This is a genomic window from Bifidobacterium longum subsp. infantis ATCC 15697 = JCM 1222 = DSM 20088 (genome assembly GCF_000269965.1).
In the GTDB taxonomy this organism is placed as follows: domain Bacteria; phylum Actinomycetota; class Actinomycetes; order Actinomycetales; family Bifidobacteriaceae; genus Bifidobacterium; species Bifidobacterium infantis.
Genome location: NC_017219.1, coordinates 326,152 through 342,017, shown reverse-complemented (window position 1 = coordinate 342,017; position 15,866 = coordinate 326,152). Strand labels below are relative to the sequence as shown.

Genomic DNA, 15,866 nt, shown 5'->3' with positions numbered 1-15,866 from the left:
CAATACCGCAAGCCGGCGAACGATGTCAACGATGCCCCACGACAGATGTGAAGCATGCCTCAGGAGACCCGTCAACTATGCCCCAAGACATCACACCCGAAGTATGTAACCTGCCGCCAGAAATGGCGGCTTTTTTCATGGCCGGGAATATCCCGGAGAAAAGGAGGCTCTATGTAGTTTTTCACTTCCGCTATTGATACTTCGCAGGCTCTTGTTGTAGCCCTCGGCGCTGGACTTGGCGTGTGGGGCGTTGTCAATCTGCTGGAGGGCTATGGATCGGACAACCCAGGTTCCAATGCTCATGTGCGGTAAAGTAACACACTAAAATCTGATAGGCAGCTATCCCTCTATTCCGAAAAATATAAGGGAAAATTCATAGAGAAGTTAATATTTATGCGATAAAATAAAACCAGAAACCAAAAGACAAATCAGGGTTCTGAGAGGAGGAAATATTGGACTGTCATATTAAGTCACTATATCTATGCGTTAAGAACATGGAGAGAGCAATCCGTTTTTATGAGAGTTTCTTTGAAAAAGAAGTGACTATAAAAAACGAAATTTATAGTGTTTTTGATATAAACGGATTTCGTTTCGGTTTATTTGCTTTTGAAAAGATGAATGAGAATCACAGTTTTGGTAGTAATTGCTTACCCAGTATTGATGTTGCAGATTTAGAAATTCTTAGAAATAAAATTGAAGATTTAGAACTATGTTTTCCGTTGACGCAAATAAACACTAATTGGGTAGTAGAGTTTATTGATTCAGAGGGGAATCATATTGAATTGACAGCCCCTGTTTGATAATTTCCAGTTTGTCGAACGGTTAGCAAAACCAGTCGAGCCAGTCAACGGTCAAGATAAACGGCTCTGCGAGCCGCCGTTGACAATCTCGCCTGTTTTCGCTTATGGGCAGTCAAGGGGCGACAGCAAAAAGTGCTGCCGCCCCTCTCTATCATACAAAAACTTTTAAACCAAGTACCACCCTTTTAGGAGGAAGGGGAGGGAATTTCCACGACCGATACAGAAGCATACCGGGAATATATCGAGTATACGTTCAACGCCTACTGTAAGATTGTCATACGCCATGCAGCAATTGACGCAGGACGGCAAAGGTGCAAAAGACGGGAAAAGAAATATTCCTTGAATATTTCTTTGATGAAAAGCACTATCCTTTAAGCACAGATGATGAATATTTTCCCTCCCCGGAACCGGACACGGAATATCCCGTCACAATCTGCGGGCAGACAGTAACCTTTTGTAACGCTTCCCTTGTTGCTGCCATGTTCCGGTTGCCAGAGAAGAAACGGGAAATGATTTACCTGGATTTTTTAAGAAGTACACACAGGAAGAAATCGGCAGACATTACGGACGATTCAGAACCACAGCAGGCTACCATATCCGGCGTACCCTGCGGCAGCTACAACGGGAAATGGAGGGAATTGCCTATGAGAAATGACGGGCTTCTCCCCTATGTTTACACTAGTTGGGTTTTTGGCCGCGTTTTTTCAGGTGGGATGGGGCTGAGGATGGACCGGGGGTCGGCGAGAAAGGCCTCGTCGAGCCCGTCGTGGCGGGTGGCGGCCTTGCTGTAGTGCTTCATGCGGTTGAAGACGCGTTCGACCATGTTTCCGACCCTTGCACGCCTCCCTGTCGCGATCCCATGGGGCCGCACAGTTCCCCTTGGGCGGCGCGGCCGAAGCCATGCCCGAGGACCGGCTCAGGGCCGCCGTGCAAGCCACCGCGCTGACCGCATGAACGGCAAAGACCATCGGTGAGCGTTGTCTTGATAGATGATGATAGCTCCATATTTACCTTAGACTGCATTAGATTGGTTTAGATTTATACAAAATAAGAGATTCAAATACTTCCCTCTATCCAATCAGTTACAATTTTTCTATCAGAATCACTCATAAATGAATGCTCGCTTTCTTTTGATATGTATAATTGGCAATTAAATTTCATTGAAAAATGACGAACAATTTCTATTGATTGCAATATATCTTTGCTGCCATACATAATAGCTGTTGGTATACCCCAGTGTTGAACAGGATTCTCTTTTACATATTGGTAGTATTTCCATGATAAAGTTTCAATCGGTGTTTCGATTTTTTGTCTTTCCTTTAATTCATTCTCGCTTACATCAAACCATGAAAACATATTATGTATTAAATAATCCATATCTAGTATCGGCGAAAGAAAAAGACATTTTTCAATATTTCTGCTCTTATAAGCGTGCAGACTGAAATATGCGCCTATGCTGCAAGCATATAAATAAATTTTATCCCAGTTACGTTGAACATATTTCCAGATACATTCTAAGTCATGTATTCCATTCCATATATTACATTCAATATCTTTATTTTTTCTCTCACCATGAGATGGTAAATCAAAACTAATAGTTTGATAACCTTTTCTTTCAGCAATATTGGCGAAAAAAAGAGCTTCTTCTTTGTTCCCGTTTTTTCCATGAACATAAATATATATTTTTTCTGATTCTTTGCCCCAAACGACAGTTGGTATAGAATCAATCAAAATTAAATTTCTTTCCATATAGCATCTCCTTGGAAATAGTATTATTGCAAAAGTAAGCACTACAATATAATGTTATTTATGGTGTCGTCGAACACTTCGCGCCGGTATTTCACGACGAGTATGAGATGATAATGCATGAGGAACACCGAATGATGATTCGATTCGAGTTTCACAGCAAACACCTCGCTTCCGATAGGTACGACTGAATGCCGGTATAGCATAAAAGGAAAGCCGATTCATCCCCCGCCCACGCTTCCGCTAAGAGGCGGGGGAATCCTCGGCAAAATCAGTTGAATCGGTCATAGCGACGACGCCACCGAACGACGATGGACAGTATGGCGCCTATCGCCAGGACCGACACGGCCAGAACCGAGGCAAGCGACACATCGCCACCCGTGACGGGCAGTGACGGGCGAGGGTTGGGCGTGGTTGTCTCCGCCGGCGCCGGCGGCGTCTCGGGTTTCTCCGGTTCGCACGGTTTCTCCGGCTCGCATGGGGGAAGCACCCGCACACGCTCCCAGGCATCGTCATACCGGCTGGACGCCGGGGAAACACGGTCATCCCCCTCGAACCGCCAGACGAACACGTACCACCCATGCCGTTCGGCGGTCAGATGCATGGGAGCGCCATGCGCGTCCAACGCCCCGGCGCCGATTTTGAACGTGCCGTTCATCGCGGGAATCTCCCAGGTGGCCAGCAACCGGTGGTTGTCGTCTTCCGTGGGAACCTCTCCCCCGGACGGCTTGTACGCCTCATCGTTGGAGGGATTGTCGGGATCGCCGGACCACCATACACTCACCGTCGCATACGGCTGATCCGCCGTGAAACCATAGGTTTCATCGCCCATGAACTGGCCGTGGTCCGCCGGGAACCCCGATACGGTGATGGTGTCGCTGAGTTCGGCGCCGATATCCGCTGAATGTTCGGTAACCGTCGACATGACTTCGACCTTCCCGCGCCCCACGTTGCTTTCCGAAGCCTCCATGAACGGGCTCACCCAGTCGCCGGTAAGGTATTCCTGCGCCCGTTTGCTTTGCTCGCTCCGCCGGAACACCCACACCCAGGTGCCAAAGCCGCCGGTCTTCGGAGTCAGATAGGCGGCGTCACCGTCCGGCTTGGTCATGGCCTGCACACGAACCCGTTGCCCCACACCGGTGAAGGACGCCTCGCCATAAGCACTCGGCTTATGACCCGAGGACGCCAACCGGGCGAGAAAAGCGTCCGCGCTCTCCCGTGCGTTCGGCGCGATGACCTTGCCCAGATCGTCCTTGCCGAGCCCGTCGAAATAGTATCCACGCGCCTGCAGCTTCAGACCGGGCACCCAATGACTGCCCTCGTCCCCCACGCCGCTGGTCACATCATCGAACACCGGCGAAGCCGCATCAAGCACCTTATCGGACACTTGCGTGGACACCGACGGAACGAAATCCTTGCGCACCTGGAACGTCGACGACGAACCGCCGACGGAAGCCATCGAATCGAAGGCCAGCATGTCCTGAGTGCTGTCCATGACGTGCATCCGCCCATACTCGTATGTGGTGTTCGCCGTCACCTCGCCGGCACCGGTCGCCTCCCACGCGATCGAGGATCCGGCGCTCGTCGACACCCCCGAGAACGTGTTGCCGCCTTGGACGAACCGCGCCGGCCCCTGCAAGGTGACGGTGAACGGCACTCCCGCGATCGCGTCACCGACGCGGTTCACCACTTTCACCAAGATGGAACCGCTGCGCAAAGCCTCGGCATCGGTGCGTTCCACCGTCGTGCCCGCAGGCGTCATGCCGGCCGATTGATCCCATATCTGGGCCGCCTTCGCCACGATCTCGGGATACCGGCCTTGAATGACCGCCATCTGTCTCGCCCACTCGTCCCGATCGCGCCCGAAGTGATCCTGCACGATGATGCCGATCGCCGCATGGGTGGCGGCATCCGTGTCGCGGTACCGGTCAAGGATCCATGCCATACGCCGGGCGTTCTCATCGGAGGCAAGCACCGTGGTGGGGCCTATCACATAGTCGCTCAGTTTCCCCGCTTCGATGCAGTAGTATTTGTTGCCCGAAGCGTCCAGCCCCGCGACACCGACGTAATATTCCATATCGTTGTATGGAAACGTCACGTGATATCTTTCGTCGGCGGGCGTCAACGTCGCGGCATACGCCGTATTCGCCGAGCCGAACACCACTCCCACCATTATTATCAGACCGGTCAGCATCGCTACGATGGCCATGCCCCGTTGCCGCCATGTCGTTATCATCATTCGTCCTTTCCTGGTACGTTCCCCGCATACTGCACTGTGTGCGGGTAGGCCACGATCATGGCAGATTTTCATTCGCTACAGCCGGTTTTTCGGCCTATGTGGTCCGAGCTTGCCGTTTGCCGGCGAGTTGTGGATAACTCTTCCGCCGAGTTATCCACCTCATGCGGTTGACCGAACGTTTACCTGCAAGTTATCCACAATGTGCAACATATGTTCAAAAGCCTCTAGAATAGGGCCTTATGGCAGCAGTACAACATCGCGCGACCACGCGCACTAGTAATACCGATAACAACACCACGAAGACGAAGTCAAAGGCGACTTCTGCCCGAAAGAGCCCCGCAACCAAGCGCAAGAGAGTCAGCGCCGAAACGGCACGCGCCGCAGCAGTGCTGAAAGGCCTGGCTGTCGAAGCCCCCGCACCGTCCATCGAAGCAAACGAGCCCGGCCAGTTCGGCCGCATCAATGTCATGGACATCACTCCCGCCGAGGAGCGTGGCATCTTCCCCGCCCGCGTGGAACTCGGCGAACCGTTTGAGATGACCGCCCAAGTGTTCATCGAAGGCCGCACCAAGGTGGGTGCCACCGCCATCGTGCGCAACCCGCGCGGCAAGGAAACCATGCGCCAGGCCATGACCTGTATAAATCCCGGCCTCGATCGTTGGACCGTGATGGTCAAGTGCGGCGAGCACAGCGATCTGAAGCCTTGGGAGGATGGCTACGCGGCCGTCAAGCGTCAGCTCGGCGAATGGACCGTGACCATCGAAGGTTGGGAAGACACGTACGTTTCTTGGCTGCATGACGCCCGTATCAAGGTGCGTGTGATGGACGACGTGGACAACGCACTCAATTCCGGTGCCGAGCTGCTGGCCCGTTGGTCCGCAACCCCGGACGCCGGCCTGACCGCACGCGATCGCAAGACCTTGGAGAAGGCCGCTGAGACCATGGCCGATCAGACGCTGAGCGCCGAGGATCGTCTCGCCGCCGGCGACAACCCGACCATCGCCGCCCTGCACGAGACTCACCCGCTGCGCGACGGTATCTCCCCCAGTCAGCCCCAGCGTTTCAAGGTGGAACGCCCGAAGTCCAGCTTCGCGGCTTGGTACCAGTTCTTCCCGCGTTCCGAAGGCGCCACCATCGATCCGAACACCGGCAAGATCATTCAGGGTACGCTGAAGACCTCGATGGCTGGTCTCGAACGCGCCGCTGCCGAGGGCTTCGACATCGTCTACCTGCCGCCGGTCTTCCCGATTGGCGTGACCAACCGCAAGGGCCGCAACAACACGCTGGTCGCCGGCCCCGATGACCCGGGCTCACCGTTCGGCATCGGCTCCGAGCTGGGCGGCCACGACACCGTGGACCCGCTGCTCGGCACCATGGACGATTTCAAGGCCCTATGCCGGCGTGCGCACGAACTCGGACTGGAGGTAGCGCTCGATTTCGCCCTGCAGTGCTCGCCCGATCACCCGTGGGTCAAGGCTCATCCGAACTGGTTCCGGCACAAGCCGGACGGCTCCATCGCGTTCGCCGAAAACCCGCCGAAGAAGTATCAGGATATATATCCGATCGACTTCAACGCCGACATGGCGGGCATCGAAAAGGAAGTCGAGCGCGTCATGGACCTGTGGATCAAGGCGGGCGTGACGATCTTCCGGGTCGATAATCCGCACACCAAGCCGGTGCGTTTCTGGCAGGATGTGATCGCCGCGGTCACGAAGAAGCACCCCGAGGTGTTGTTCCTGGCCGAGGCATTCACCCGCCCAGGCATGATGCGCGCCCTGAGCTACGTGGGCTTCACCCAGTCCCACTGCTACTTCCCGTGGCGCAACACCAAGGACGAACTGGAAGAGTATCTGCCGGTCACCAATGGCGACGACGGCTACTACCAGCACAACACCTTCTGGCCCACCACGCCGGATATTCTCACCGCTTACATGCGAGACAACGGCGTAGCCGGCCACTGCGTGCGTGCGGTGCTGGCAGCCATGGGCTCGCCGTCCTGGGGTATCTACAACGGTTACGAACTCATCGAGAACAAGCAGCGCCCCGGCTTCGAAGAGCAGATCGACAACGAGAAGTACGAGGTCAAGGTTCGCGATTGGAGCAAGGCCAAGCAGTACGGCGTGGCCGAGATGCTCACCGCGCTCAACAAGATTCGTCGCGCCCACCCGGCCGCGTTGAGCTACCACAACCTCACCGTGCTGCCTACGTCCGACCCGAATATTCTGGCTTTCGCACGCCACACGCCGGCCGAACTGACCGGCACCGGCCAAGCGGACACGCTGATTGTGGTCGTGAACCTCGATGGACACAACGCACACCAGTCGATGATTCACCTGGAACTCGGCGAGCTGGGTCTGCCCACCGACCGCCCGCTCAACGTGCGCGACGAGCTGACCGGCCGCGAATTCCAGTGGGGTTGGGACAACTACGTGTCTCTGGCGCCTTGGGCGGATGTGGCTCACATCCTGTCCGTGCAGTGATGCGGTAGTGCAACGGTAATGCAACAGTGATGCGGTTTACGCGCACGGGTATATCGTGCGTGTAAACCGCTAGAAATCCTCCCCTCAACGGGAGGATTTCGTCTGTTTAGACATAGTGTCGGCATAATCTCAGCACGGTTTCTTGAGTTCCGCACCTGTTTTGCAGGCGCAAACAGGGTATTGTGGTGAGACGATAACGTAACTGTCGATTTTCAAGGAGAAATGACATGGCAGAAACCTTCAACGTCGTTGTGGAAATTCCGCGCGGCTCCAAGAACAAGTACGAAGTCGATCACGAGACCGGTCGCGTCTTCCTGGACCGTACCCTGTTCACCGCAATGGGTTACCCGGATGACTACGGCTACATCGACGGCACCCTGGGCGAGGACGGCGATCCGCTGGACGCTCTCGTGATGATTCCGAACTCCGTGTTCCCGGGCTGCGTGGTCGAGTGCCGCGCCGTGGGCCTGTACCACATGGTCGACGAGGCCGGCGGCGACGACAAGGTGCTGTGCGTGCCCGCCGACGTTCGTTTCGATGACATCAAGGACATCGACGACGTCAACGAGTACCACAAGGCCGAAATCAAGCACTTCTTCGAGCAGTACAAGGCTCTGGAGCCGGGCAAGGAAGTCCTGCCGGGCGACTACTGGACCGGTGCTGACGCCGCCGAAAAGGAAATCATTGCCGCGCGTGAGCGTCTCGCGAACGAAGGCAAGTGATTCGATTCCGAATCGTCGGCGGGAGACCTCTCCGGAGGTCTCCCGCCTTTTTGGTTCGACGTGCATCGCGTGATATAGTGCTGGTGTATTTTTCAGCTAGGCGTAGGCGGCGTGTGGGAACGCTGGTCGAGGCCCATCGTCTGGAGTTCGGGCGATGAACCTTCCATCACATCATGATTGCGATAATCGTTCAGACCCTGCTCATTTCCGTCTCCGTCGCCATGGATGCGTTCGCCGTCTCCATCGGCAAGGGGCTCACCGTCTCCCGCGTAAGACCCGGGGATGCCGTCAGATCGGCGCTCTGGTTCGGCGGCTCCCAGGCCCTCTTCCTCATACTGGGGCATTACGCGGCCTCCGCATTCAGCGCGTATGTAACCGCATTCGATCATTGGATCATCTTCGGTTTGCTGGCGTTCATCGGCGGCAACATGGTGCATGAGGCATACGAGGAGGACGCGGAGAACGCCAAGGAGACCGCGCAATTCGACTGGAAGCACATGCTGCCGCTCGCCGTGGCGTGCAGCATCGACGCCTTCGCCGTGGGCGTGAGTCTGGCGTTCATGGCAACCAGCGTGCCGTTCGCCATCCTCTGCATCAGCGTGGTGACCGGCCTCTTCTCCGCGGCGGGCTTGTACATCGGGCGCGCCTTCGGCGCTCACTGGCAGAAACCCGCGCAGATCGCAGGCGGTGTGGTGTTGATTCTGATCGGCGTCAAAGTGCTGTTGGAGCATCTGGGCGTCATCGCGTTCTGACTTGCCGTCACGCATCTCGTCGCCACGGATGGCCATCAATGCTCGACGGCACCGTTCCAACGCCCGACGTAGGATTGACGTAGCGATTCGATTATCTGAGAGGCGTACCATGACAGAAATCACCTGGAAGGAATGCAAGAACAAGGTTCTGCGCATGCTGCTGGTCCAGCTGTCGGCCTACGCATTGCTCATCGCGGCCGCGGCCGTCACCCTGCCCGGCGCCGACCCCACCGCCCCCCGGGTCGTCGCATGCCTGACGCTGGTCGTGTTCCTTGTCTTCTGGCCGTTGCGCGGCACGATGCTGGATCGCGTCGTCACCTTGCTGTTCGGCGCGGCCTCCCTGATGTTCGTCACCGTGCCGTTCCCCGCCGGCAAGGTGCCGCCGGACCAGACCGCCGCGGATGGTTCGACGCTTCCGTGGTATTCGTGGGCGTTGGCCATGGGCCTGCTGCTGGTCATGCTGGTGGTCTTCTCGTTCGGACGTCAGATGGCCCGCGAGAAGCGGGACCATCTCATCCGTGCCCTGTCCCACGCCGTGACTTCCGGCGTGGCGGCTCTCGCCGTGGCCGGCTGGTGCTTCCTGCCTGATTTGGGCGCAATGCTTGCCAAGGGCACCGTTGCGGGAACCGTTGCCCTGATCATCCTCATCGTTTTGGGACTGGCCTTGGCCGTGGCCTCCACGTTGTGGGTGCGCGACGCCGATCCGGACCCGGATATCCGCTATCCGTGGATCGGCACCGGCCTGATGCCGGTGATGCTGATGGGCGTGACCATCGCCGCAACCGCACTGGTGCTCGGCCGTATCATCGGTTGATGGACGTCCGCCGTTCCATATTCCGCAAACTTGTAACCTATGTGTCCACTACAAGCGCGTAGAATAATGAAAACTTTGCGAAAGCGGCATAACGCCGCTGACGACTCGTACGGCCACACCAAGCAATTGCGTAACACATTGCAGGATAAAGGGGGATTAGCGTGACGGATCTTACGTTGATGACTTTCGCCAGCGACCCCGCCACCGTTTTGCCATCACTCGCCCTGCTTTCTCATCGCGTCCGTGTACTGCCGATGGATGCAGCCAGCTTGGTGAAGATGCCGGAGAACACCATTCTGTTTCTGGATGCACGCGATGATCTGGCGACCGCCAAAACCTTGTGCCGCCTCATCCACGCTTCCGGCCTATCCACGCCGATCGTACTGGTGCTGACTGAAGGCGGCTTCACCGTGGTCAACTCCCAGTGGGGCATTGCGGATGTGGTGGTCACCACCGCTTCCCCGGCTGAAGTCGAGGGCCGATTGCGATTGGTCTCCGAGCGCGGCAACGCTCCCACAGCCGCAGCAGCCGGTTCTCCCGCCGAATCCACCACCACGGTGGAAGATGGCCAGATTCGCTCCGGCGACCTCATCGTGGACACCAACGGCTATACCGCCTCCCTGCATGGACGCCCCATCGATTTGGCATACAAGGAGTTCGAACTCCTCAAGTACTTGGTCCAGCACCCCGGCCGCGTGTTCACGCGCGCCCAGTTGCTGCAGGAAGTATGGGGCTACGACTACTACGGTGGCACTCGTACGGTCGACGTGCATATCCGTCGTCTGCGCGCCAAGCTCGGCGGTGAATACGAACACCTCATCGGCACCGTGCGCAACGTGGGCTACCGATTCGACCCGCCGGAGACGGATAAGGAAACTGCCGCCGCACAGCAGGCCGCCAAAGCATCCTCTGCCGCCATCGACATCGATGACGATACTCCCGATCTCAACACCGCCGCCTGACAGACCAGCAGCGCTGCAAACTATCAATCATCGACACTACGCCGCTTAGATCCATACGATGAGAGAAACCAAATCCGCGCGTCTCACGCGCATGCATGACGAATACGACATTCTGCGCCAAGTGATTCCGGCACCAGCTTGTGCACTGCATTTCTCGAATCCGCTCGAATTGCTGATCGCCACCGTGCTCAGCGCCCAGACTACCGACAAGCGCGTCAACACGGTCACCCCCGAACTCTTCGCCACCTTCCCCACCGCTCGTGACTTGGCGGCCGCGAATCCGGCCCAAGTCGAAGACATCATTCATCCACTGGGGTTCTATCGTTCGAAAACCCAGCATCTCATCGGACTGGCCACGGCACTGGACGAACGGTTCGGCGGCGTGGTGCCGCGCACGATGGATGGACTGACCAGCTTGCCGGGGGTCGGCCGCAAAACCGCGAACGTCGTGCTCGGCAACGCATTCGATATCCCCGGATTCCCGGTCGATACGCATGTGATGCGCGTAACCGGACGACTGCGTTGGCGGTCGGATTGGCGGTCCGCGCACCCTGATCCCGTGAAAATCGAGAAGGAAATCACCGCCTGTTTTCCGCCCGAAGAGTGGACGAATCTCAGCCACCGACTGATTCTGTTCGGCCGGGCCACATGCCATGCACGTACCCCTGACTGCGCCAACTGCCCGCTGTCCGACACCTGCCCTAGCTATGCGCCGCCCGCCGGCAAGAGCACGTCCAAGCACTAGCTCATGCCCATCATGGTGAATTGCGGATTCTAGGCTGAGTCCACCGCTAGACTGAAGACCATGCAGCACAGCAAGCGGAACAATACATGGTCCAAGTGGGGGATTTTTCTCGGAGTCGCCGTGGCACTCGGCACACTCGTGGTTGTGGGATGGACGTTCATGCAAAACCGGTTCCAGCCGGGATCGCCTCTCGATGCCGATGTGACCATTGGCATCGGCGATATGCCGCAATCCTTGGATATTCGGTCCGATTCCTCTGCGGCAGCCGAACGTCTGCTCATCGACAATGTGTATGAGACATTAGTGACCGTCGATCAAGACAACAAGCTTCAGCCGGGACTGGCGACAAGCTGGAAGACTTCCGATGACGGACTGACCGTCACCCTGACACTGCAATCGGGCGTCACCTTCTCGAACGGTCATACGTTGGACGCCTCGGACGCCGTGTGGTCGTTGCAACAGAACGTGACCAACAAGGTGGCGGACGTCGACGAATTGGGCGATCTGGCGTCGGTCACCAATCCGAACGCCGCCACGGTGGTCATCACGCTTGCCAAACCCAATCCGACGCTGTTGCGAGCGCTGTCCGGCAGACTCGGCATTGTCTACGATTCCGAGTCGTCCAGTGCCGATTATCAACGCAAGGCCATAGGTTCCGGACCATTCATCGTGGCCGATTTCCAGCCTGGCCATTCCCTGAAGCTGGCGCGCAGCGATACCTACCATGGCACCAAAACGGTCAGCCAGGCCATTGAATTTATGCAATACTCCGACGCCGATGCGCTCAGCAAGGCCCTGACCGACGGCAGTCTCGATATGGCGGCACCGGTTTCGGCTTCGACGGCCACCGGTTTGAACGGCAAGGATGGCCTGACCGTCAAGGAGGGGGCCACTACGGATAAGGTGCTGCTGGCCTACAACAACGGTACCGATTCGCTGCTCTCCGACGAACAGGCGCGTAAAGCCTTCCGCTATCAAATCGACGCAGCCGGCATCGCCTCCGCCCAACCCGACGCAGCCGGAACATTGGGCGGCCCCATCAGCCCGCTGGAACCCGGATACGAAGATCTGACCGGACTGTACCCGCATGACGAAAACCAAGCCGGGCAGATGTTCTCCTACTTCGGCGCGCAATATCTGACTACGGTGAATCTGGTGGTTCCCGAAGAATACCGGTCGTTGGCCGAAACCATCAAGCAGCAGATCGAGCGGCAGCCGCGCCCCATGGTGAACCTTGAAGTGCTCTCCGATGAGGATTATGCCAAACGAATCAAGGACGGCAAATGGGAACTGACCGTGATGAGCATGGACGGCACGGATGATGCCGGCATATTCGCCGATCCTGATTCCATGTTCCATTACGACCATACCGAAGCGCAACAGGCCTATGCGGATGCTCGCGCCGCCACTAATGACGCCGATTATGAGGCACGAATGAAGGCGTACGCCCGGCTGATCAGCGAGGATGCGGCCAGTGATTGGCTGTATACCCGCAAATGCTTCACTGTGGCGTCCACCAAGGTCTCCGGCTACCCGACCTCGATGATCAATCGCCGCATGCCGCTGGCCGGGTTGACGGTGGAATAGGCAACCTTCAGTCACGGACGGGCTACGCCCGATAGTCCTTGGCTCACTATCGTTCGATCGTTCGTACCTCGCCTGCGAACAGCCTACTGGGCTGTTTACTGTACAGTTCGGCTTGTCATGCAACGTGCATAAACTTTGGCTTTATGACTGAAGGCAAATCCATCATCAACGCCAACCTCACCCCGCTGCCCGACAAGGTCGGTGTGGACGGACTTGAGGACAAGTGGCGAGCCGTCTGGGATGAAGACGGCACCTACAAATTCCGCAATACCCGCGACCGCAAGGCCGTCTACTCCATCGACACCCCGCCGCCCACCGTCTCCGGTTCGTTGCATGTGGGCCACGTGTTCTCCTACACGCACACCGACGTGATCGCACGCTACAAGCGCATGCGCGGCTACGACGTGTTCTACCCGATGGGCTGGGACGACAACGGCCTGCCCACCGAACGCCGCGTGCAGAACTACTACGGCGTGCGCGTGGACGTGTCGTTGCCCTACGACCCCGACTTCAAGCCGCCGTTCGAGGGCACTGATGGCAAGAAGATCGACGCCAAGGATCAGGTGCCGATTTCCCGCAAGAACTTCATCGAGCTGTGCGAGCGTCTGACTGCTCAGGATGAGAAGCTGTTTGAGGCCCTGTGGCGCAAGCTGGGTCTGTCCATTGACTGGTCGCAGACCTACCACACCATCGGCCAGCACCCGCAGCGTGTGGCCCAGAAGGCCTTCCTGCGCAACCTCGCCCGTGGCGAGGCCTACCAGCAGGACGCCCCCGGTCTGTGGGACGTGACCTTCCAGACCGCCGTGGCCCAGGCCGAACTCGAGTCCCGCGAATACCCCGGCTTCTATCACAAGGTGGCCTTCCGCTTTGAGGACGGCACCCCGATCTACATCGAGACCACCCGCCCCGAACTGCTGGCGGCCTGCACCTCGCTGATCGCCAACCCGAACGACGAACGCTACAAGCAGTACTTCGGCCAGTACGTCTACTCCCCTCTGTTCAAGGTCAAGGTGCCGATTCTGGCGCACCCGGCCGCCGAAATGGACAAGGGTGCCGGCATCGCCATGTGCTGTACGTTCGGTGATGTGACCGACGTCGAGTGGTGGCGCGACCTGAAGCTGCCCACCCGCCCGATCATCCAGCGCAACGGCCGTATCGTGATGGATACCCCGGACTGGATCGAGGACCCGGCCGGCCGCGAGGTCTTTGCCGAAACCGCGGGTAAGACCACGTTCTCCGCCCGCAAGATCATCGTCGACAAGCTGCGCGAGTCCGGAGATCTGGACGGCGAGCCGACCCCGACCAAGCGTATGACGAACTTCTACGAGAAGGGCGACAAGCCGCTCGAGATCGTCACTTCCCGCCAGTGGTATTTGAAGAACGGCGGTACCGACGCCAAGCTGAACGCCGAGCTTATCGAGCGCGGCAAGGAACTCGAGTTCCACCCCGACTTCATGCGCGTGCGTTATGAGAACTGGGTGCACGGCCTCAACGGCGACTGGCTGATCTCCCGTCAGCGCTTCTTCGGCGTCCCGTTCCCGCTGTGGTACCCGGTGAACGCTTCCGGCGAGCCGGATTACGATCACCCGATCACTCCGTCCGAGGATCGCCTGCCGATCGATCCGACCATCGACGTGCCGGAGGGCTACGACGAGTCCCAGCGTGATGTGCCCGGCGGCTTCACCGCCGAGAAGGATATCATGGACACGTGGGCCACCTCCTCGCTGACCCCGCAGATCGTGACCCACTGGGCTGAGCCGGATGAGGCTTCTCAGGCCCTGTTCAAGTCCACCTTCCCGATGGATCTGCGCCCACAGGGTCAGGACATCATCCGCACCTGGCTGTTCTCGACCGTCGATCGCGCGCATCTGGAGAACAAGTGCCTGCCGTGGGCCCATGCCACGCTGTCCGGCTGGATCCTGGACCCCGACCATAAGAAGATGTCGAAGTCCAAGGGCAACGTCGTGGTGCCGAACGAGCCGATCGAGAAGTTCGGTGCGGACGCCGTGCGTTACTGGGCCGCCGCCGCCCGCCTAGGCCTGGACGCCACGTATGACATCGGCCAGATGAAGATCGGCCGTCGACTGGCCATCAAACTGCTGAACGCCACCAAGTTCGCGCTGGCCATCGGCCGCGAGGACGAGAACCATCATGTGGGTGCCGCCGCCGAGGCCGCGTGGAACCCGGCCGATGTGACCGAACCGCTGGATCGCGCCGCTATGGCCAAGCTGGCCGTGGTGGTGCGTCAGGCCACCGAGGCGCTGGAATCCTACGAGCATTCCAAGGCGCTGGAAGTCATCGAGTCCTACTTCTGGCAGTTCTGCGACGACTACATCGAACTGGTCAAGAACCGTGCCTATGGCACTCCGGACGAGCACGGCAATGTGCCGTCCGAGAAGGCTGTGAAGTCCGCCCGCACCGCTCTGGGTCTGGGCCTGGACGCTTTCGCACGTCTGCTGGCCCCGTACCTGCCGTACGCCACCGAGGAAGTGTGGAGCTGGATGCACGCCGGTTCCGGTTCCGTGCATCGCGCCGCCTGGCCGGTCGTGGACCCGTATGTCGAGGCCGCCACCGGTGCTTCCCCCGAGCTGCTGACTTGGGCGGGCAAGGCCGTCGAGCAGTTGCGCAAGATCAAGTCCGAGGCCAAGGTCTCCATGAAGACCCCGATCCTGTCCGTGGCGCTGTCCGCTGCTTCGGAAGGTGTGGACGCGATTCACGCCGCCTTGGGCGATATCGCGCAGGCCGGTCGCGTGGTCGGCAAGTTCGACTTGGTGGCCAAGCACGCCGAGGAATCCGCCGCCGAAGACGCGCCCGAAACCGAGGTCGCCGTCGAAGCCAGCGAGCTCGGTGAGCCACCAGTCAAGAAGCCAAAGCACTGAGCGTTGCGCGCAGCAGCAAAAGAGGGGAACCTCCTATTGAGGTTCCCCTCTTTTGTTTTTTGACGTTCGGATGACACGACTGTGGGACGGCACGCAAATATCCCGCATTGTAAGCTGGCGGCCCACAATAGCGTGGGCCA

At 58.2% G+C, this 15,866-nt stretch carries 12 protein-coding genes and 2 pseudogenes; 10 read left to right on the top strand and 4 right to left on the bottom strand.

Features of this window, described 5'->3' with window-relative positions:
* Positions 1-189: 189 nt before the first annotated feature.
* Both BLIJ_RS13275 and BLIJ_RS13270 read left to right on the top strand, forming a co-directional pair.
* A pseudogene (locus BLIJ_RS13275) lies at positions 190-312 on the top strand (Maff2 family mobile element protein); the annotation flags it as partial.
* Positions 313-494: 182 nt separating this feature from the next.
* The gene (locus BLIJ_RS13270; RefSeq protein WP_197535188.1) at positions 495-800 is read left to right on the top strand and encodes a VOC family protein; all 306 of its coding nucleotides are present in this window, start codon (positions 495-497) and stop codon (positions 798-800) included.
* 673 nt (positions 801-1,473) lie between these two features.
* Here the strand turns inward: BLIJ_RS13270 and BLIJ_RS14660 are convergent.
* The 4 genes and pseudogenes from BLIJ_RS14660 to BLIJ_RS01470 form a co-directional block, all read right to left on the bottom strand.
* The gene (locus BLIJ_RS14660; RefSeq protein WP_014484541.1) at positions 1,474-1,623 is read right to left on the bottom strand and encodes a hypothetical protein; all 150 of its coding nucleotides are present in this window, start codon (positions 1,621-1,623) and stop codon (positions 1,474-1,476) included.
* Between the two features lie 233 nt (positions 1,624-1,856).
* Positions 1,857-2,549: an alpha/beta hydrolase gene (locus tag BLIJ_RS13260; RefSeq protein WP_014484540.1), complete on the bottom strand. Its 693-nt coding sequence runs from the start codon at positions 2,547-2,549 to the stop codon at positions 1,857-1,859.
* Between the two features lie 53 nt (positions 2,550-2,602).
* Positions 2,603-2,704 (bottom strand): annotated as a pseudogene (locus tag BLIJ_RS13255) (transposase); the annotation flags it as partial.
* 113 nt (positions 2,705-2,817) lie between these two features.
* Entirely contained in the window at positions 2,818-4,782 is a 1,965-nt protein-coding gene (locus BLIJ_RS01470; protein ID WP_014484538.1) for a cell surface protein, read from the bottom strand.
* A 242-nt stretch (positions 4,783-5,024) separates the two neighbouring features.
* On the opposite strand from BLIJ_RS01470, the gene BLIJ_RS01465 reads away from it, so the two are divergent.
* The 8 genes from BLIJ_RS01465 to valS all read left to right on the top strand — a co-directional run bounded on the left by BLIJ_RS01465 (position 5,025) and on the right by valS (position 15,726).
* Complete coding sequence (locus BLIJ_RS01465) at positions 5,025-7,265, top strand: alpha-1,4-glucan--maltose-1-phosphate maltosyltransferase (RefSeq protein WP_041981642.1); 2,241 nt, start codon at positions 5,025-5,027, stop codon at positions 7,263-7,265.
* Between the two features lie 227 nt (positions 7,266-7,492).
* On the top strand, positions 7,493-7,987 hold the full coding sequence (locus tag BLIJ_RS01460; protein ID WP_003828172.1) for an inorganic diphosphatase: 495 nt from the start codon (positions 7,493-7,495) through the stop codon (positions 7,985-7,987).
* Between the two features lie 173 nt (positions 7,988-8,160).
* On the top strand, positions 8,161-8,739 hold the full coding sequence (locus BLIJ_RS01455; protein ID WP_012576717.1) for a manganese efflux pump MntP: 579 nt from the start codon (positions 8,161-8,163) through the stop codon (positions 8,737-8,739).
* A gap of 109 nt (positions 8,740-8,848) precedes the next feature.
* Positions 8,849-9,553, top strand: coding sequence for a hypothetical protein (locus BLIJ_RS01450; RefSeq protein WP_012576716.1), 705 nt, complete (start codon positions 8,849-8,851; stop codon positions 9,551-9,553).
* Positions 9,554-9,732: 179 nt separating this feature from the next.
* A complete protein-coding gene (locus tag BLIJ_RS01445; RefSeq protein WP_014484537.1) occupies positions 9,733-10,515 on the top strand; it encodes a winged helix-turn-helix transcriptional regulator in 783 nt (260 codons plus the stop codon).
* Between the two features lie 58 nt (positions 10,516-10,573).
* Positions 10,574-11,260: an endonuclease III gene (gene nth, locus BLIJ_RS01440; protein ID WP_012576714.1), complete on the top strand. Its 687-nt coding sequence runs from the start codon at positions 10,574-10,576 to the stop codon at positions 11,258-11,260.
* 60 nt (positions 11,261-11,320) lie between these two features.
* On the top strand, positions 11,321-12,847 hold the full coding sequence (locus BLIJ_RS01435; RefSeq protein WP_014484535.1) for an ABC transporter substrate-binding protein: 1,527 nt from the start codon (positions 11,321-11,323) through the stop codon (positions 12,845-12,847).
* Between the two features lie 143 nt (positions 12,848-12,990).
* Complete coding sequence (gene valS / locus BLIJ_RS01430; RefSeq protein WP_012576712.1) at positions 12,991-15,726, top strand: valine--tRNA ligase; 2,736 nt, start codon at positions 12,991-12,993, stop codon at positions 15,724-15,726.
* The last annotated feature ends 140 nt before the right edge of the window (positions 15,727-15,866 follow it).